The sequence below is a fragment of the Actinocrinis sp. genome (assembly GCF_035946395.1).
GTDB lineage: Bacteria > Actinomycetota > Actinomycetes > Streptomycetales > Catenulisporaceae > Actinocrinis.
This window is the reverse complement of the sequence record NZ_DASYZI010000067.1, coordinates 1-17,930: the sequence shown is the minus strand read 5'-3', so window position 1 is coordinate 17,930 and position 17,930 is coordinate 1. Positions and strand designations below refer to the sequence as shown.

The following is a 17,930-nucleotide window of genomic DNA, read 5'->3' as shown; positions in this document are numbered from 1 at the left end:
GGGTGGTAGCCGAGGGTGTCGATGGCGGCCTGGACCCGCACCCGGGTCTCCTCCGAGATCGAGCGCTTACGCGACAGCACGTAGGACACCGTGGACGGCGACACCCCCGCCAACCGCGCCACCTCCGCAATCGTCACCATGGCGGGATGTTAACGCCCCGGTGTCAGATCCGGTGTCGGGTCCAGGGCGGTCAGATCCAGGACGGCAGCCACATGTGGTTCGCCCAATCCGAATATGGGATGGTCTCGCCGGTGTAAATCGGATAGAAGTACGCGAACAGGGCGACTACGCCGACCACGATCGTCCCGGACACCGCCGCGCCCCACACCCGCCGGGCCGGCGCCGCGTCGGCACGCCCGAGGATCGCACCGATCGCCATCGTCGCGCCGAGCACCATGAACGGCAGGAAGACGACCGCGTAGAACGAGAAGATGGTGCGCTGCGCGTACCACAGCCACGGTCCGACCCCGGCCAGGAGGCCGACCAGGATCGCTCCCGCGCGCCAGTCCTTGCGGGCGAACCGGCGCCAGAGCAGGAACAGGATCGCGGCGGTCGCGAACCACCACAGCAGCGGGTTGCCCAGCGCCAGCACCTCGGCCGAGCAGCTGCCCATCGACGGCGTACAGCCCTGCGAGCCGGTCTTCGGCGCCTCGTAGTAGAAGGCCACGGGGCGCCCCATGACGAACCAGGACCAGGGGTTCGACTGGTACGGGTGCGGCGACTGGAGGTTGGCGTTGAAGCCGTACTGCTGGTCGATGTAGTTCCACAGCGAGCGCAGCGGATTGGTCCAGGTCGGCCAGAAGTTGGAGGGGTGCGCCTCGGCCCAGTACCGGTTGTAGCCGCCGCCGTTGCTCGTGTCGAAGAACCAGCCTGCGTACGAAGCGATGAACGTGAGGACGGCGGTGACAGGCAGCGCCAGGAACGCCCAAGGCACATCGCGGATGAGTGTGGCGACCGAGGGCCTGCGCAGACCGACCGCGCGGCGCGCGCCACGGTCCCACATCACGGTCAACACCGCGAACGCGGCCACGAAGAAGACGCCGTTCCACTTGGTGGCGGTGGCCAGGCCCAGCGAGACCCCGGCGATCCAGCGCCACGGCCGCACGCCCAGCTTCGGACCGCGCTCGCCGATCGGCAGCAGTTCCGTGCCGCGTTCCTCGCGCCAGGCGGCGAACTTGGCACGCGTTTTGTCCCGGTCCACCAGCAGGGCCGCGAAGCCGCCGAGCATGAAGAACATCTGGATGCCGTCGAGCAGCGCGGTGCGCGCCATCACGAACGCGAGGCCGTCGAAGGCGAACAGGATTCCGGCGACGGCGCCGAGCAGCGTGGAGCGGAACATCCGGCGGGCGACCCGGGCGATGATGTAGATGGCCAGGGTGCCGAGCGCGGCCTCCATCAGCCGCCAGCCGACCGGGTTGAGACCCCAGACCTTCTCCCCCGCACCGATCACCCATTTGCCGAATGGCGGGTGCGCGACGAACTCGGGGCCGGCGGAGAACTTGGCGGCCCCGTTGTGGCCGTACGTGCCCGGGCCGACCAGCGCCGGGTTGGCGATCGACGAGCCGTCCTGCCAGTTGTGCTCCCAGCCGTAGACCCACATCGACCAGCCGTCTTTGGTGTAGTACGTCTCATCGAAGATCACCGAGTTGGGCCACACCAGGTTCCAGAACCGCAGCACCCCGCCGACCGCCGCGATGATCAGCGGCAGGATCCAGCCGGCGCCGGGGAAGAACTCGGGGTAGAACGGCGGTACCAGCCGCTCGCGCAGCGGCGGACGCGGCTCGGGCCGTGGGTCATCGTTCGGCCGGTACCAGACCCGGCCGCGTTCCACGATGCCGCGGGCCCGGCGGCGCAACGGGGCGTCGAAGAGCGCCGCTTCGGCGTCCGCGCCGTCCACGTCGTCCTGCGTCGCCGCCTCCGACTCCGCCGCGGTCTCGACCGTGGCGGCATGGTTCCCGTTCTGCGGCGACGCGTCGCCGAATCCCCCGGCCGCCGGTTCCGGCAAGGCCGGCGTCTCGGCCGCGTTCTCGCTCTGCAGGTCGCTGGTCACGCGGGCCATGGTACGGAGTGGTCCGGGCAACGCGCAGCAGGGGACGATGAAATAGTGAAACACGACGGTCGATTCGCACCCCGCCCACCCCAGAAGGACGCGCGCGACGCGCAGGACGGCCCCGGTTCCCGCGCGGGTTCCGGAGTCCTGGTCCTCGCTGGCACGCCGATCGGCGACCCGGCGGACGCTCCACCGCGGTTGGCTGCTGAGCTGGCCGGCGCGGACGTCATCGCGGCCGAGGACACCCGGCGGCTGCGGCGACTTGCGCAGGAACTCGGGGTGACGCCGTCCGGGCGGGTCGTGTCGTACTTCGAGGCGAACGAGCGCATGCGTACGCCTGAGCTGGTCACACAGTTGCTGGATGGCGCACGGGTACTGCTGGTCACGGATGCCGGGATGCCCTCAGTCTCCGATCCCGGCTATCGGCTGGTCACGGCTGCGGTCGCGGCGGGTGTGCAGGTCACCGCGGTGCCGGGGCCGTCGGCGGTGCTCACCGCGCTGGCACTCTCGGGGCTGCCGGTGGACCGCTTCTGCTTCGAGGGCTTTCTGCCGCGCAAGGCCGGTGAGCGAACGCGCACGTTGACCGCGAACGCCGCCGAGCCACGCACGATGGTTTACTTCGAGGCTCCGCACCGGCTCGGTGAAACTCTCACGGCGATGGCCCAGGTGTTCGGGGCGGATCGAGCGGCGGCGGTGTGCCGCGAACTGACCAAAACATATGAAGAGATCAAACGGGGCACGCTCGCGGACCTCGCGGCGTGGGCGGCGGACGGGGTGCGCGGGGAGATCACCGTCGTGGTCGCCGGGGCGGAGCCGAAGCGACTCGGCGAGGACGCGGCGCCGCAGGAGCTGGCGGCGTTGGTGGCCAAGCGCGAGGCGGCCGGTGAGCACCGCAAAGCGGCGATCGCGGCGGTGGCGGCCGAGACCGGGCTGTCGAAGCGGATCGTTTTCGACGCTGTGGTACTGGCCAAGGGGGAAGCTGAGGCAGAGGCGGAGGCTTAAGGACGAAGTCTCCCGCCACGGGTCGTGTGACGCCGGGTTATACGGGAAGTTCAGGAAGCTGTGGCGTTGGCTAACGCTCAGGGACGAAGCAGGGCGAAAACCGTTCCTGAGCGGACGAACGGTCCCAGTAGGATTCGTCACATGGCTTCTGGCAGCGACGCCCCCGGCTCTGGGGACAAGACCTTCTACGTCACCACGCCGATCTATTACGTCAACGACGCGCCGCACATCGGGCACGCGTACACGACGACGGCCGGTGACGTCCTGACGCGTTGGCATCGCCAGCGTGGTGAGTCCGTCTGGTTTCTCACCGGTACCGACGAGCACGGGCAGAAGGTCATGCGCTCGGCCGAGGCCAATGGCGCGACGCCGCAGGAGTGGACCGATCGGCTGGTCGAGTCCGCGTGGAAGCCCGCTCTCGGCGCGATCGACGCGGCCAACGACGACTTCATCCGCACCACGGAGAAGCGGCACACCGAGCGCGTTCAGGAGTTCTGGCAGCGCCTTTACGACGCCGGCGAGGTGTACAAGGGCTCGTACGACGGCCTGTATTGCGTGCACTGCGAGGAGTACAAGCTGCCGGGCGAGGTCCTCGACGGCGAGGGCGAGTACGCGGGCGAGAAGGTGTGCGCCATTCATCGCAGGCCGGTCGAGCACATCTCGGAGGAGAACTACTTCTTCCGTATGTCGAAGTACAGCGAGCGACTGCTGGCGCACTACGAAGCGCATCCCGAGTTCGTGCAGCCGGCCACGGCGCGCAACGAGGTCGTCTCGTTCGTGAAGCAGGGCTTGCAGGACCTCTCGATCTCGCGGTCGTCATTCGACTGGGGCATCCCGATCCCATGGGACGAGAAGCACGTGCTTTACGTGTGGATCGACGCGTTGCTCAACTACGCGACCGCAGTCGGCCTTGACGCACCGTCGGCCGAGGATCAGGCGAAGTTCAAGCGCACCTGGCCGGCGGACGTGCACCTCGTCGGCAAGGACATCCTGCGCTTCCACGCGGTGATCTGGCCGGCGATGCTGCTGGCCGCCGGGCTCCCGCTGCCGAAGACGGTGTTCGGGCACGGGTGGCTGCTGGTCGGCGGCGAGAAGATGTCGAAGTCACGGCTGACCGGCATCGCCCCGCACCAGATCACCGACCACTTCGGCTCGGACGCGTTCCGGTACTACTTCATGCGGGCGATCCCGTTCGGTCAGGACGGCTCGTTCTCCTGGGAGGACATGGCCGCGCGCTACACCTCGGAACTGGCCAACGACTACGGCAACCTCGCCTCGCGTGTCGCCGCGATGGTCGGCCGGTACTTCGACGGGGTACTGCCGCAGGCCGCCGACCACGGCCCGGCCGAGCAAGCCGTCGTGGACGCGTTGGCGGCGGCGGTGACGGCGGCGGACGAGAAGGTGTCCGCGCTGGATTTCCAGGGCGGCATCAGCGCCGTGTTCGACTTCATCAAGCTGGTCAACGGCTACCTCACCGAGCAGGAGCCGTGGAAGGTGGCCAAGGGGACGGACGCGGCGGCTCAGGCCCGTCTCGCCACGATCCTCTACACGGCGGCCGAGTCGCTGCGCGCCGTGGCCGTGCTGCTGAACCCGGTGATGCCGAAGTCGTCGGCAGCGCTCTGGGAGTCGCTGGGCGCGCAGGCCTCGCTCGGCGCGCTGGCCGAGCAGCGGGTGCAGGACGCGGGCCGCTGGGGTCAACTGCCCGCCGGTTCGATCGTCACCAAGGGCGCAGTGCTGTTCCCGAGGCTGGAAGAGGCAGTCACAGCGTGAGTCACGGGCACGGCATGCGTCACGGACGCGGTGTGTTTTACAGACACAGCGTGAGTCACGGGCACAGCGTGAGTCGGCACCCGTGAGCGGCAAGCAGAGTGGCAAACGGGATCGGGGGCAGGACGCGACGCCGCCGCCCGCGCCCGACGCATTGCCGACGCCGGTAGCGGACAGCCACACGCATCTCGACATGCAGGACCGCACGGTCGAGGAGTCGTTGCGGCTGTCCGTCTCGGTGAACGTCACGACGCTGATCCAGGTCGGTTGCGACGTGGCATCCTCCGAATGGGCGACACAGACGGCTGCGACCCACCCGGAGATTCATGCCACTGTCGCACTCCACCCGAACGAGGGACCACGTTTGGTCCTCGGCGATGTGGACGGCTGGAGTCGGCAACACCGGGCGCCGGGCGGATCGGCCGCGTTGGAGGCCGCACTCGCCCGGATCGACGAGTTGGCCGCGCTGCCTCACGTCGTCGGGGTGGGTGAGACCGGTTTGGACTACTACCGCACCGGGCCGGAGGGTGTCGCGGCGCAGCAAGAGTCCTTCCGTCGGCACATCGAGATGGCCAAGCGACACGGTAAGGCACTGGTGATCCACGACCGCGACGCTCACGAAGACGTGTTGCGGATCCTGGAAGAGGAGGGCGCGCCCGAGCGCGTGGTCTTCCACTGCTACTCCGGGGATGCGGCGATGGCGAAGATCTGCGCCGACCGCGGCTACGTCATGTCCTTCGCCGGACCGGTCACGTTCAAGGCGAACGAGCCGCTGCGCGAGGCGCTGCGCATCGCCCCGCTCGACCTGGTCCTGGTCGAGACGGACGCGCCGTTCCTGACACCACTGCCGTATCGCGGCCGCCCGAACGCGCCGTATCTGATCCCGCTCACGGTCCGATCGATGGCCGAGACGCGCGGGATGGACGTCGAGGAGCTGTGCGCGGCGATCGGCGCGAACACCCGCCGCGTATTCACGCTCGGTCAATAGGCTGAGTCTCAAAGTACTGCTACACGATCGTAACCATTTTCGATGACCCGTTCGCACTAGGCCGAACCGGGCAAACACGTGAGCAACGCCACATTCACCCCTTAAGAATTCAGTTGAAAACCGGACATTCCATGGCTAGCAAATAGGACTAACTGGACATCAGATTCGCCCGGGGGACCAGAACGGGCTATGGCGACCATGAGCGGCAGTGGAATAGAGTCCTTTGCTCGGCAACCGGATCGGACTTTCCAGCGCCTGCTTTCCGGGGCGCGTCGGACACCGTGACCGGAATCTGCGAAGTCTGGAGTGTAGTGAGCGGATCACGCTCGACCCGGGACACGGGTGGCGGCGGCCCGATTCAAGGCGCGTCCGCCTGGCCGTCGTCCTTCACCGGTCCCGCGCGGTATTCGCCCCCGTTCAACAGCGACGCGACCGAGGACCCGTCCGCATACGGCGAGGCTTACGCGCCGTACGCCGGTGCGGGATCGGACTACGTGGACCCGTACGCCGCGGAGGCGTACGCCGACCCGTATGCCACAGAGTCGTACAGCACCGAGCCGTATGGCGCTGAGGCGTACGCCCCCGAGTCATACGGAGCAGAGACTTACAGCGCCGAGCCATACGCCGCCGCGCCCTACGAGGGCGACCCGTACGGTTACGCAGCGGCGGACTACGCGAAGCCCGAGTTCGCCTCATCCGCGTACCTCGACGAGAGCTACCCGGCGCACGAGTTCGAGAACTTCAACTCCACGGGATACGCCAACGCTCCGGGGTACGACGTCGACGTCGCCGAGACGCCGCCAGTCGAGCCGCCGGCCATACCCGGTCAGCGCGAGCCGGAGAGCCCGCGTGGACGCGCCGCGCAGCGCCATCCCGCCCCTCGCCGCAAGGTCGGCTGGGCCGGGCGGACGGTGCAGGGTGTCGTGCTCGCCTCGCTGCTCGGCGGCGTGACCGTGTACGTGGCCTTCGAGAAGACCGTCAACGTCTCGGTGGACGGGTCGGTGCGGCAGATTCACTCGTTCGCCAGCACCGTCGGGGCGGCTCTGGCCTCGGACGACATCACCACCGGCAGCCACGACCTGGTCAGCCCGGTCACGAGTACGACGCTCGCGGACAACTCGACGATCACCGTCAAGTACGGCAGACCGGTGAACATCACCGTGAACGGCACGGCGGAGCACGCCTGGGTCCACTCGCCGACCGTCGGCGCGGCGCTCCAGGAACTCGGCGTCCGGATACAGGGCGCGCGCTTCATGTCGGTGAACGCGGACACCCCGATCGGCCGTTCCGGCGCCGCCTTCTCGGTCTTCACGCTGCGGCACGTCACCTTCCTGGTCGACGGTAAGACGGACCAGCTCGACACGACTGACGCGACCGTGCAGCAGGCACTGAACGACGCCGGGATAGCGATGCACAACCAGGACACGGCGTCCGTTCCCATGAACGCCATACCGACCGACGGTGAAACGATCTCGATCATGCGTATCACCGGAACCACCGAGGTGAAGCAGGTCTCGATCCCCTACACCGTCACCAAGGAGAGCGACCCGAGCAGCTACCTGGGCTCGACGACGGTCGTAACCTCCGGTCAGGACGGCGTGGCGCAGGTGACCTACGCGCTACAGATCATCAACGGCGTGAAGCAGTCGCCGAAGGAGATCTCCCGGACCGTCATCAAGCAGCCGGTGGCCGAGGTGGACAAGGTCGGCGCCAAGGCGCTGCCCACCAACGTCTCCTCGCTGAACTGGGCGGCACTGGCCCAGTGCGAGTCCGGCGGCAACCCTCAGTCGGTCGACGCCAGCGGCACGTACTACGGTCTCTACCAGTTCTCGGTCTCCACCTGGGACTCGCTGGGCGGCAGCGGCCTGCCCTCGCAGGCCTCAGCTGCGGAGCAGACCTCGCTGGCCGAGTTGCTATACCAGCGCGACGGCGCGGGACAATGGCCCGTGTGCGGCCACAACCTGTTCAGTTGAGCGACGGTGGGGCCGAGCAGCGGCCGGCTCGGACCGAGCCCGCGCTGCTCGGCCCGACCGAACAGTCGGCATTACTCGGCCCCGCCGAACAGTCGGCATTACTCGGCCCCGCCGAACAGCCGACACTGCTCGGCTCCGCCGAGGTGGGCGCGCTCGCCGAACGGCTGGGAGTGCGCCCGACCAAGCAGCTCGGCCAGAACTTCGTCATCGACCCGAACACCATCCGGCGCATCGTGCGCGCCGCCGAGGTGCGGCCCGACGACGTCGTGGTCGAGGTCGGTCCCGGCCTCGGCTCGCTGACGCTGGGGCTGCTCGGCGCGGCACGCCGGGTGGTCGCGGTCGAGCTCGATCTGGTGCTGGCGGCTGCGCTGCCTGAGACGATCGCCGAGCGGGTTTCCGACGCCGAGTCCGCGCAACGCTTCGCGATCGTGCACGCGGATGCGCTGCGTATCACCGAACTACCCGGCCCGCCGCCGACCGCGTTGGTGGCCAACCTGCCATACAACGTGGCCGTGCCGGTGCTGCTGCACATGCTCGAACAGTTCCCGTCGCTGGAACGTGTATTGGTCATGGTGCAGGCGGAGGTCGCGGACCGGTTGGCCGCCGAGCCCGGGGGGCGCGTCTACGGAGTGCCGAGCGTGAAGGCGCGCTGGTATGCCTCAGTGCGCCGGGCCGGTTCGATCGGCCGGACGGTTTTCTGGCCGGCGCCGCACGTCGACTCCGGGCTCGTCGCGCTCGAACGCAGGGAACCGCCGACGACGGGCGCGAGTCGCAAGGAGGTGTTCGCAGTCGTGGACGCCGCCTTTGCGCAGCGCCGCAAGACCCTGCGCGCCGCGCTGGCCGGCTGGGCGGGCTCGGCGGCGCGGGCCGAGGAAATCCTGCGCCGCGCCGGGGTGGATCCGGGCGCGCGCGGCGAAGCGCTGGCCGTCGACCAGTACGCTGCGATTGCCGATGCCGCGAGCGCCGACGCGCCGGACCTTGGGAAGAGCTGAGTGACGTGACCGCGCTGGAAGACTGGGATGACGGACCGTTCCGGCCCGAAGCGGTCACCGTCCGGGTTCCCGCGAAGATCAACCTGTCGCTCTCGGTCGGCCCGCTGCGGCCCGACGGCTACCACGAACTGGTGACCGTCTTCCACGCGGTCTCGCTCTACGACGAGGTGATCGCGCGGGCGGCGCGCGGCCTGTCGCTGACGGTCGATCCGCTGCGCCGTGACTCGGACGTGTCCGGCGTGCCCGAGGACGAGCGGAACCTGGCCTGGCAGGCGGCGCTACTGCTCGCGGAGCACGCGCGAGTGGAGCCGGACGTGCGGCTGACCATCCGCAAGGACATCCCGGTGGCCGGCGGCATGGCAGGCGGCTCGGCGGACGCGGCGGCGACGCTGGTGGCCTGCGACCGGCTGTGGGGCACCGGGCTGCCGCGTGACGAACTGCACGAGTTGGCCGCGCGGCTGGGCAGCGACGTGCCGTTCGCCCTGCACGGCGGCACCGCGATCGGCACCGGACGCGGCGAGCACATCTCGCCGGTGCTCGCGGCGGCGGGCCTCCAGTGGGTCATCGCGGTGCTGGACGCCGGCCTGTCCACGCCGAAGGTGTTCGAAACCTGCGACATGCAGCGCCGCCGCGACAGCCTGCCGATCCCGGAACCGGACGTGCATCCGGACCTGATGACGACGCTGCGCTCCGGTGACGCGGAACGGATCGGCGCGGCGCTCTACAACGACCTACAGCCGGCGGCGATCGAGCTGCTGCCCGAGATCGGCGAGCTGTTGGAGACGGGCCGCGCGGCCGGGGCGGCCGGGGCGCTCGTGTCGGGCTCCGGCCCGACCACGGTCTTCCTGGTGGACGGCCCGGTCAGCGCGGGCGAGGTGGAGGAGCGGCTGCGGACCAGCGGCCTGTGCCGCACGGTGCGCCGCGCTCGCGGCCCGGTCTCCGGCACGCAGGTCTCGAACGTGAGGTAGGCCTACTTCTTGGGCGCCTGGCTGAAGCGCAGCAGGTTGCCCGCCGGGTCGCGGAAGGCGCAGTCGCGCACGCCGTACGGCTGGTCGGCCGGCTCGTCGACGATGTCGGCCCCCGAGGCCTTGACCCGCTCGAAAAGGGCATCGACGTCGTCCGTCGCGAAGATGACGCCGCGCAGCAGCCCCTTGGCCTGAAGCTCGACGAGGGCCTGGCGGTCGGCCGGTGAGGCGTTCGGGTCCACGCCGGGCGGTTCGAGGACGACGCTCACCTCGGGCTGCCCGCCGGAGCCGACAGTGACCCAGCGCATCCCTTCGTACTTGACGTCGTTGCGCACTTCGAGGCCGAGCACGTCGTGGTAGAAGGCGAGCGCCTTGTCGTGGTCGTCCACGCAGATGAAGCAGGTCGAGAGCTTGAGGTTCAGCGGGTTCATCATGCCTCCACGCTACGGCCGGATCGCCGGGTCTTCAGGGTTCCGGGCCGGGCGCCGCCTGATCGGGCGTGTCACGATCCTGGCGTAGCAGGCCGGGATCCCCGCGCTCTCGTCGTGGTCGCGAGCCCGGTACGAGCTCGGGCTCTCCCCGACCAGCTCGGTGAATCGCGTGCTGAACGTGCCCAAGGAGGTACAGCCGACCGCGAAGCAGACCTCGGTGACCGAGAGGTCGCCGCGGCGCAGCAACGCCTTGGCCCGCTCGATCCGCCGGGTCATGAGGTAGCTGTACGGCGTCTCGCCGAACGCGGCGCGGAAACTGCGGGAGAAGTGGCCGGGGGACATCAGCGCCGTGCGCGCCAACGCGGGCACGTCAAGAGGCTGCGCGTACTCGCGATCCATCTGGTCGCGGGCCTTGCGCAGCCGGACGAGGTCCTCCAGCATCACCCGAACAGCATCCCACGCAGCGCCGACAACCGCTGCGACAAGTAGGACGACTACGGGGAATTAGAGGTAATAGCGGGTCAACGTCTCGGCGACCGCCGCCGGTTTCTCCGCCCCCAGGATCTCGACGACCACCTTCGCGCTCAGCTGGACCGCGTTGACGTCAGGCACCTCGTCGAACGTCATAAGCGTCATCACCCCGCGTACCGACGAGCCGACGCGTACCGGATTGATGAAACGCACCCGGTTGAGACCGTAGTTGATCCCCATACGCACGCCGTCGACGCGATAGATCTGTGCGGCCAGCATCGGCAGCAGCGAGAGCGTCAGGAAGCCGTGCGCGATGGTGGACCCGAACGGTCCATCCTTGGCCCGCTCCTCGTCCACGTGGATCCACTGGTGGTCGCCGGTCGCCTCGGCGAACCCGGCGATCCGATCCTGCCCGATCGCCAGCCAGTCGCTCGCGCCGAGCTCGGTGCCGACCGCCCCGGCCAGCTCCTGCACGCTGGCGAAGACCCTCACCGGTCCGCCCCGCCGTTGACGTGGATCGTCTGGCCGGAGACGAACGAGGACTCGTCGGCGGCGAGGAATGCGACCACCGCGGCGATGTCCTCAGGCGTGCCGACCCGGCGTACCGGGGTCGCCTCGGCGGAGGCCTTCTGGAAGTCCTCCGGCGCGAAGCCGACCCGCTTGGCGGTCGCGTCGGTCATCGCGGTGGCGATGTAGCCGGGCGCGACGGCGTTGACGTTGACGCCGAACGGGCCGAGCTCGATCGCCAGCGTCGATGTCAGGCCCATGATCCCCGCCTTGGACGCGGCGTAGTTGGCCTGGCCGCGGTTGCCCCGGGCGGAGCGGGACGAGAGCGAGACGATCTTTCCGTACTTCTGCGCGACGAAGTGCTTCTGGCACTCGCGGGACATCAGGAAGGCGCTGCGCAGATTGACCGTGACGACCGTGTCCCAGTCCTCGTCGGTCATCTTGAACAGCAGGTTGTCCCGAGTGATCCCGGCGTTGTTGACCAGGATGTCCACGTGCCCGAACTCGCCGGCCACGGCCGCCACGGCGGCCTGCACGTCAGCGGTCTTCGACACGTCCGCGCCGACCGCGATCGCGGCGCCGCCGGCCTTGACGATCTCGTCGGCGGTGCCCTGCGCCCGCTCGGCCGTCAGGTCGATCACGCCGACCTGCGCGCCTTCGTCCGCCAGCCGCCGCGCGATCGCGGCGCCGATGCCCTGCGCCGCGCCGGTGACGATGGCCACCCTGCCGTCGAACCGCCCCATCGCGAACTCCTTCGTTCCCTGTTGCTATCAGTAGTCTCTGTTGCTGTCAGTAATCAGTCATACCGTCAGTCATACCGCTTCGAGCAGGACCGCGGCACCCTGGCCGACGCCGACGCACATCGTGGCCAGGCCGGTGCGCAGGCCGTCGCGGCGCATCCGGTGCACGAGCGTGGTCACGATCCGCGCGCCCGAGCAGCCGAGCGGATGGCCGAGCGCGATGGCTCCGCCGTCCGGGTTGACGATGCCCGGCTCGATGCGCAGCCCGTCGATCACCGCCAGCGACTGCGCGGCGAAGGCCTCGTTCAGCTCGACGCTCTCCACGTCGGCGAGCTTCCACCCGGCGCGGGTCAGCACCTTCTCGGTGGCCGGGATCGGGCCGACGCCCATGACGTCCGGATGCACTCCGGCCGCGGCGCCGGCGACGTAGCGGGCCAGCGGCTCGACGCCGAGTTCGGCCAGCCCGAGCTCGGAGGCGAGTACGAGCCCTGCGGCGCCGTCGTTGAGCGGCGAGGAGTTGCCCGCGGTGACGCTGCCGCCCTTGCGGAACGCCGGCGCCAGCGCGGCCAGCTTCGCCAGGCTCGTATCGGCCCTGATTCCCTCGTCGGCCTCGACGACGGTGCCGTCCGGCGCGGTGACCGGGACGAGCTCCTCCCCGAACCGGCCCGCGTCGCGCGCGGCGGCGGCGTTGCGGTGGCTGCGCAAGGCGAACTCGTCCTGCCGCTCGCGCCCGATCCCGTACCGGGCCGCGACCTCCTCGGCGGTCTCGCCCATCGACAGCAGGCCGTGCAGCTCGCCCATCAGAGGATTGACGAGCCGCCAGCCCAGCCTGGTGTCGACCAGGTCCATCCGGTGCGGCAACGCGTCGTCGGGCCGGGGCATCACGAACGGCGCGCGGCTCATCGACTCGGAACCGCCGGCCAGCACGATGTCCGCCTCGCCGGACGCGATCGTGCGCGCGGCCGTGGTGAAGGCTTCGAGCCCTGACGCGCACAGCCGGTTGACCGTCGCGCCGGGCACCGAATCGGGCAGCCCGGACAGCAGCACGGCCATGCGTGCCACGTTCCGGTTGTCCTCGCCCGCCTGGTTCGCGGCGCCCCAGTAGACGTCGTCGATCCGGGCCGGGTCGAGCGCGGGCAGCCGGGAGATCAGATCCCTGATGACGATGGCGGCGAGGTCGTCCGGACGCACCGGGGCGAGCGCGCCGCGCAGCTTCCCGATCGCCGTCCGCCTGGCCGCCGCCACGTAAACGGTGTTCATGGTCCGACCGCGTTCATCGATCAATCGTGTTCATCGTCGTCTCCTCGCACATCACACGATGGCGTTGATCCCGGTGTGCGCCCGCCCGATCAGCAACTTCTGCACCTGGCTGGTCCCCTCGTACAAAGTCATGACCCTGGCATCGCGCACGAGCTTGCTGACCGGGTACTCGTCGATGTACCCGTACCCGCCGAAGACCTGGAGCGCGTTGTTCGCTGCGCGTATCGCGGCCTCGCTCGCGAACAACTTCGCCATCGACGACTCGCGGGCGAACGGCTGCCCGCGGTCGATGAGGTCTGCGACCCGCCACACCAGCAGCCGCGCGGCGTCCACGTCGACGGCGATGTCCGAGATCAACTCCTGGACGAGCTGACGATGCGCGATCGACTTGCCGAACTGGACGCGCTCGGTGGCGTGCCGTACCGCGTGCCGCAGCGCCGCCTCGGCGATGCCGACGCATCCGGCCGCGACCGACATGCGGCCCTTGGCCAGTGCGGACATCGCGACCGTGAATCCCTTGCCCTGCGGCCCGAGCCGCGCCGAGTCGGGGACGCGCACGCCGTCGAAGACCAGTTCAGCGGTCGGCTGCCCGCGCAACCCGAGCTTGCCGTGAATCTCCCGGCGCGTGACACCCGCCGACGCGAGCGGCACGAGGAACGCCGTGATTCCCCGGTGTCCCGGCTCGCCGCTGCGCGCGAAGACCAGGCCGACATCGGCCCACGTGCCGTTCGTGATGAACATCTTCGAGCCCGTAATCAGCCAGTCGCCGCCGTCACGCACGGCCTTCGCGGCGAGGTTCGCAGCGTCGGAGCCGGTATCCGGCTCGGTCAGTGCGAAGCAGCCGAGTGCGTCGCCGGAGCACAGCCGGGGCAGCCACTCGCGCCTCTGCTCCTCGGTGCCGTACTGGTTGATCGCCTTCGCGACCAGCCCGAGCGAGACCGAGACGATGCCGCGCACCGCGGAGTCGCCGCGTCCGAGTTCCTCAAGCGCGAGTACGTACGCGAAGTGGTCGCCGCCGGAGCCGCCGTACTGCTCCGGCACGGTCAGCCCGAGCAGCCCGAGCGCACCGAGCCGCTTGACGATGCCGCGGTCCACGGACTCGGCGCGGTCCCAGTCCGCGGCGTGCGGCACGATCTCGCGGTCGGTGAAGTCCGCGGCCAGCCGCCGCAGTGCCGCGTGCTCCTCGCCGAGCGCGAGATCCATGGCCGCTTCTCTCGGAATGCGTCGGTATCCGTGGTCCGGGTCGCCCTAAAACTTGCACTGCTAGTTTTGATGGACTGTAACCTACCGGACGGCAGAGCCGGAAGAGCGAGGTGCATCACACGGATGCCGAGGCCCAGATCCCCGCTGCTCAGCCGGGAGCGGATCGTGTCCGCCGCTCTCGCCCTCATCGACGCCGAGGGCCTGTCGGCGCTGTCCACCCGGCGGCTGGCCGCCGAACTCGGGGTGAGCGGCCCCTCGCTGTACAACCATTTCGCCACCAAGGACGAGTTGCTCGAAGCGGTGGCGGACGCGGTGATCGCACACGTGGACATCGCGCCGTTGGGAGCGCGGCCCTGGCCTGAAGCCCTCCGGACATGGGCCGTGTCCTACCGCGAGACGCTGGCCGCGCATCCCCACCTGGTCCCGGTCACCGCGCACGGCCCCGGCCGCCGCCCGCACGCGCTGCGCATGGCCGACGCCGTGTACGGCACGCTGGTCGACGCGGGCTGGCCGCCGCGTGAGGCCACCCGAATAGGAGCTCTGATGCGCTACTTCGTGGTCGGCGCGGCGACGGCGTCGTTCGCCGCAGGGTTCGTCGACGATCCCGCGCTGTACGCGTCCGACTACCCGCATCTGTCCGACGCGCACCGTTTGCAGGCGCACCGCAGCGAGATCGACCAGGAGGCCTTCGAGACCGGCCTAGACGCTCTCATCGCAGGGCTCGAACTACGCTTCCAGCCCCAGCCGCACGTCACCCCGCAGCGGAGGCAGCCCACAGGTTGACGCCGGACTCGACCGCGTGCTTGTCGATCCGGGCGAGTTCGTCATCCGTGAACTCCAGCCGATCGAGCGCGCCGAGACTGTCGTCGAGCTGCGCGACACTGCTCGCGCCGATCAGCACCGAGGTCACCCGCGCGTCGCGCAGCGCCCACGCCAGCGCAGTCTGCGCCAGCGACTGCCCGCGTTCGACGGCGATCGCATTCAGGGCACGGACGTGGTCGAGGTTGCGCTCGCTCAGCATGTCAGCGGACAGCGACGAGTCCCGGGACGCCCGGGAGCCGGCCGGAACGCCGCCGAGATACCTGCCGGTGAGCACGCCCTGCGCGAGCGGAGAGAACGCGATGCAGCCCACGCCGAGATCGCCGAGCACGTCCAGCAGCTCGTTCTCGATCCACCTGTTGAGCATCGAGTACGAGGGCTGATGGATCAGCAGCGGTGTCCCCAGCGCGGCGAGCACGGCCGCCGCCTCGCGGGTGCGTCGCGGGCTGTACGAGGAGATGCCCGCGTACAGCGCCTTTCCGGCGCGTACCGCCGCGTCCAGCGCGCCCATCGTCTCCTCCAGCGGCGTGTCCGGATCGTACCGGTGGCTGTAGAAGACGTCGACGTAGTCCAGGCCCATCCGGGTGAGCGACTGGTCGAGGCTGGCCAGCAGGTACTTGCGTGAGCCGCCACCCTGACCGTACGGGCCGGGCCACATGTCGTAGCCAGCCTTCGTCGAGATGATCAGCTCGTCCCGGTACGGCCGGAAGTCCTGCGCGAACAGCGTGCCGAAGTTGCGCTCGGCGCTGCCGTAGGGCGGCCCGTAGTTGTTGGCCAGGTCGAAGTGGGTCACGCCGCGGTCGAAGGCCCGGCGCAGGATCGCGCGCTGCGTCTCCAACGGCTGCGCGTCGCCGAAGTTGTGCCACAACCCGAGCGAGACCGCCGGCAGGTCCAGCCCCGAACGCCCGGTGCGACGGAAGACCGCGGAGTCGTACCGCTCCGAAGCGGCGATGTAACCCATGCTGGCTCTCCTCAGGCGTCCCGACTACCGGTGAACTGCGTACCCGCGCCTCCCACCCTCACGCCGCATCCATTAATCCGTCAAATAGAAGAAGTAGATACTTCTGATCGCCCCTGGCACTCAATCTCCGGAACATCCACAGCTTCCGAACCCTCCGCATGCCGCGAACCCTCCGCATCCCGCGGATCCCGCAACTCCAGCAGATCCACGGGCAGGTCACGCGGCGCCTGCCCACCGATGAACGCCACCCGGGCAGACAGCGCGAGGCTGGTCAGGCCCGCGACGACCATGGCCGGCAACTGAGCCGTTCCTGCCGCCTGTGCGATCACCAGGGCCGAGCCGAGCGGGGTCTTGGTGAGGGCGACATTGCAGGCGACCATCATGCACACCGCGAGCGCCGGTGCGAGCGTGTTGTGCCCGGCAGCGGCCTCGGCGGCGCGGCCGAGACAGTAGCCGACCAGGAACATCGGGATGATGATGCCGCCGCGCCAGCGTCCCGCCAGGGTGACTGTGGCGCTGAGCAGATGGCCGAGGGCCGTCATCACGAGGAACGCCGCGGTGACCGTAGTGTCCTGCACGAGGCCGGCGATCTGCGCGTCCCCATAAGTCAGACCGCTAGGTATCGCAACCCCCAGCACGGCGAGGACAGCGCCCGCCGCCAGCGGCCGGGCCCAGCCAGGCAGCTTGGCCGCCAGCCAGCGGCAGACCTCGAGCAGGAAGCCGAACACGTGGCCCACACCGGCCCCGGCCACACCGGCGGCCAGCCCGACGGCGAGGTCGGCGGGCCGTACGCTCGGCGCGCCGTGCGCGATCGGCCAGAGCGGCCCGAGATCGTGCCCGGTCAGCAGCGTGTAGACGCCGTAGCTTGACAGCGAGCCGACGCACGCGGGCAGCAGCGCCTCGTAGTACTCCAGGCCCCTGCGATGCAGGATCTCAAGCGCGAAGATCGCGGCGCCGAGCGGGGCAGCGAGCAGCACGGTCAACCCGGCGGCCATCCCAGTGACCGATAATATGCGCAGCTCAGCACGGTAGACGCGCAAGCGTCGCCCGAGCCACGCGCCAAGAGTCGCGGTCGTCTGCATCAACGGCGGCTCGGGCCCTATGCCACCACCCGCGGCGATACTCAGAAGCGAGACCGGTACGAGCGAGGACAACTCGCGCAACGTCGCGGGACCGCCCTCGCCGTGCACACTGTCGATCAGCATGCCGGTCTCGCCAGGATCCCCGAGCACGCCGAGCAGCATGCTGATTACGCACCCCGTGACCAGGAACACCGCCGCGTGCACCAGAGCGCCGCGATAGCCGTGATAGCTGCCCGGCCACATCCAGCGTTCCGCAAACGCAAGCGTCCCGAGATACGCAGCGCTGGTCAGCCCACCGACAGTACCGGCCAGCGCGCTCATCCACAGAATGCGTGTACGGACTTCCGCACCGCCGCCGATACGCAGCATCGTCCCCGAACCGCCTTCCGCCCTCCAACCGGCTGCGTCGGTGCTCGCAGCAACAGTAGGAGAGCGGCAGCGCGTCTCACCCCTTCGTACGTGCCGAGTCCGAGTTCGACCCCAAGTTCAAGCCCAAGTTCAAGCTCGCGCCTCGGCTCATCGGCCCGTGCGCCGCCTCATCGCATCGTGCGCGCGCGGATGGTCAGTGCGGTGCCGATCCCGAGAAAAGCCGTACCGAGCAGCAGCGCAATACCCCATCCGCCGCCAGTGCTCGCAAGCGTGCCCTGCCCCGGCCCCACCGCAGCCGCCGAACTCTCAACTGCGGTCGGGCTCGGATGAACGGGAGTCACGCTGGGCGT

Annotated in this window: 18 protein-coding genes; 7 read left to right on the top strand and 11 right to left on the bottom strand. The window is 69.5% G+C overall.

The window, feature by feature from the left end; all coding sequences use genetic code 11:
- Together VGS97_RS04490 and VGS97_RS04485 are read right to left on the bottom strand one after the other, a co-directional pair.
- Window positions 1-140, bottom strand: a 140-nt coding sequence (locus VGS97_RS04490; protein WP_326851903.1) for a LacI family DNA-binding transcriptional regulator, incomplete at its 3' end; no start/stop codon positions are given.
- A gap of 50 nt (window positions 141-190) precedes the next feature.
- Complete coding sequence (locus VGS97_RS04485; protein WP_326851901.1) at window positions 191-2,050, bottom strand: dolichyl-phosphate-mannose--protein mannosyltransferase; 1,860 nt, start codon at window positions 2,048-2,050, stop codon at window positions 191-193.
- A 147-nt stretch (window positions 2,051-2,197) separates the two neighbouring features.
- Between VGS97_RS04485 and rsmI the strand changes: the two genes are divergently transcribed.
- From rsmI to VGS97_RS04455, 6 genes are all read left to right on the top strand, one after another.
- Window positions 2,198-3,052 carry a 16S rRNA (cytidine(1402)-2'-O)-methyltransferase gene (gene rsmI, locus VGS97_RS04480; RefSeq protein ID WP_349261974.1) on the top strand — a complete coding sequence of 285 codons (855 nt, stop codon included), beginning with the start codon at window positions 2,198-2,200 and terminating at the stop codon, window positions 3,050-3,052.
- Between the two features lie 141 nt (window positions 3,053-3,193).
- On the top strand, window positions 3,194-4,822 hold the full coding sequence (gene metG / locus VGS97_RS04475) for a methionine--tRNA ligase (RefSeq protein ID WP_326851899.1): 1,629 nt from the start codon (window positions 3,194-3,196) through the stop codon (window positions 4,820-4,822).
- Window positions 4,823-4,904: 82 nt separating this feature from the next.
- Complete coding sequence (locus VGS97_RS04470) at window positions 4,905-5,807, top strand: TatD family hydrolase (protein ID WP_326851898.1); 903 nt, start codon at window positions 4,905-4,907, stop codon at window positions 5,805-5,807.
- 311 nt (window positions 5,808-6,118) lie between these two features.
- The gene (locus VGS97_RS04465; RefSeq protein WP_326851897.1) at window positions 6,119-7,780 is read left to right on the top strand and encodes a ubiquitin-like domain-containing protein; all 1,662 of its coding nucleotides are present in this window, start codon (window positions 6,119-6,121) and stop codon (window positions 7,778-7,780) included.
- Between the two features lie 125 nt (window positions 7,781-7,905).
- Window positions 7,906-8,772, top strand: a complete 867-nt coding sequence (gene rsmA / locus VGS97_RS04460) for a 16S rRNA (adenine(1518)-N(6)/adenine(1519)-N(6))-dimethyltransferase RsmA (protein WP_349261973.1) — start codon at window positions 7,906-7,908, stop codon at window positions 8,770-8,772.
- Window positions 8,773-8,777: 5 nt separating this feature from the next.
- The gene (locus VGS97_RS04455) at window positions 8,778-9,740 is read left to right on the top strand and encodes a 4-(cytidine 5'-diphospho)-2-C-methyl-D-erythritol kinase (RefSeq protein ID WP_326851895.1); all 963 of its coding nucleotides are present in this window, start codon (window positions 8,778-8,780) and stop codon (window positions 9,738-9,740) included.
- Between the two features lie 2 nt (window positions 9,741-9,742).
- Here VGS97_RS04455 and VGS97_RS04450 read toward each other — a convergent pair whose 3' ends face one another.
- From VGS97_RS04450 to VGS97_RS04425, 6 genes are all read right to left on the bottom strand, one after another.
- Window positions 9,743-10,159 carry a VOC family protein gene (locus tag VGS97_RS04450; RefSeq protein ID WP_349261972.1) on the bottom strand — a complete coding sequence of 139 codons (417 nt, stop codon included), beginning with the start codon at window positions 10,157-10,159 and terminating at the stop codon, window positions 9,743-9,745.
- 21 nt (window positions 10,160-10,180) lie between these two features.
- On the bottom strand, window positions 10,181-10,612 hold the full coding sequence (locus VGS97_RS04445; protein WP_349261971.1) for a helix-turn-helix transcriptional regulator: 432 nt from the start codon (window positions 10,610-10,612) through the stop codon (window positions 10,181-10,183).
- A gap of 60 nt (window positions 10,613-10,672) precedes the next feature.
- Window positions 10,673-11,131 (bottom strand): MaoC family dehydratase, encoded by a 459-nt coding sequence (locus VGS97_RS04440; RefSeq protein WP_326851893.1) that lies wholly within the window; start codon window positions 11,129-11,131, stop codon window positions 10,673-10,675.
- A complete protein-coding gene (locus VGS97_RS04435; protein WP_326851892.1) occupies window positions 11,128-11,889 on the bottom strand; it encodes a glucose 1-dehydrogenase in 762 nt (253 codons plus the stop codon). The genes VGS97_RS04440 and VGS97_RS04435 overlap by 4 nt, the downstream gene beginning before the upstream one ends.
- Before the next feature lie 69 nt (window positions 11,890-11,958).
- The gene (locus VGS97_RS04430; RefSeq protein WP_326851891.1) at window positions 11,959-13,146 is read right to left on the bottom strand and encodes an acetyl-CoA C-acyltransferase; all 1,188 of its coding nucleotides are present in this window, start codon (window positions 13,144-13,146) and stop codon (window positions 11,959-11,961) included.
- 51 nt (window positions 13,147-13,197) lie between these two features.
- Window positions 13,198-14,349 carry an acyl-CoA dehydrogenase family protein gene (locus VGS97_RS04425; RefSeq protein WP_326851890.1) on the bottom strand — a complete coding sequence of 384 codons (1,152 nt, stop codon included), beginning with the start codon at window positions 14,347-14,349 and terminating at the stop codon, window positions 13,198-13,200.
- A gap of 123 nt (window positions 14,350-14,472) precedes the next feature.
- Here VGS97_RS04425 and VGS97_RS04420 point away from each other — a divergent pair, with 123 nt between their 5' ends.
- The gene (locus VGS97_RS04420; protein ID WP_326851889.1) at window positions 14,473-15,132 is read left to right on the top strand and encodes a TetR/AcrR family transcriptional regulator; all 660 of its coding nucleotides are present in this window, start codon (window positions 14,473-14,475) and stop codon (window positions 15,130-15,132) included.
- Here VGS97_RS04420 and mgrA read toward each other — a convergent pair.
- From mgrA to VGS97_RS04405, 3 genes are all read right to left on the bottom strand, one after another.
- Entirely contained in the window at window positions 15,101-16,129 is a 1,029-nt protein-coding gene (mgrA, locus tag VGS97_RS04415; RefSeq protein ID WP_326851888.1) for an L-glyceraldehyde 3-phosphate reductase, read from the bottom strand. The two genes, VGS97_RS04420 and mgrA, sit on opposite strands and share 32 nt — an antisense overlap.
- A gap of 80 nt (window positions 16,130-16,209) precedes the next feature.
- Window positions 16,210-17,532, bottom strand: coding sequence for a chloride channel protein (locus VGS97_RS04410; protein WP_326851887.1), 1,323 nt, complete (start codon window positions 17,530-17,532; stop codon window positions 16,210-16,212).
- A gap of 215 nt (window positions 17,533-17,747) precedes the next feature.
- The coding region (locus tag VGS97_RS04405) for a hypothetical protein (RefSeq protein ID WP_326851886.1) at window positions 17,748-17,930 on the bottom strand (183 nt) is incomplete at its 5' end.

What these genes read in the sequence shown, in the direction of transcription:
- VGS97_RS04410 (WP_326851887.1), bottom strand. Translation starts at nt 17,532, where the DNA reads ATGAGCGCGCTGGCCGGTACTGTCGGTGGGCTGACCAGCGCTGCGTAT.
- VGS97_RS04430 (WP_326851891.1), bottom strand. Translation starts at nt 13,146, where the DNA reads ATGAACACCGTTTACGTGGCGGCGGCCAGGCGGACGGCGATCGGGAAG.
- VGS97_RS04420 (WP_326851889.1), top strand. Translation starts at nt 14,473, where the DNA reads ATGCCGAGGCCCAGATCCCCGCTGCTCAGCCGGGAGCGGATCGTGTCC.
- VGS97_RS04425 (WP_326851890.1), bottom strand. Translation starts at nt 14,349, where the DNA reads ATGGATCTCGCGCTCGGCGAGGAGCACGCGGCACTGCGGCGGCTGGCC.
- VGS97_RS04435 (WP_326851892.1), bottom strand. Translation starts at nt 11,889, where the DNA reads ATGGGGCGGTTCGACGGCAGGGTGGCCATCGTCACCGGCGCGGCGCAG.
- mgrA (WP_326851888.1), bottom strand. Translation starts at nt 16,129, where the DNA reads ATGGGTTACATCGCCGCTTCGGAGCGGTACGACTCCGCGGTCTTCCGT.
- metG (WP_326851899.1), top strand. Translation starts at nt 3,194, where the DNA reads ATGGCTTCTGGCAGCGACGCCCCCGGCTCTGGGGACAAGACCTTCTAC.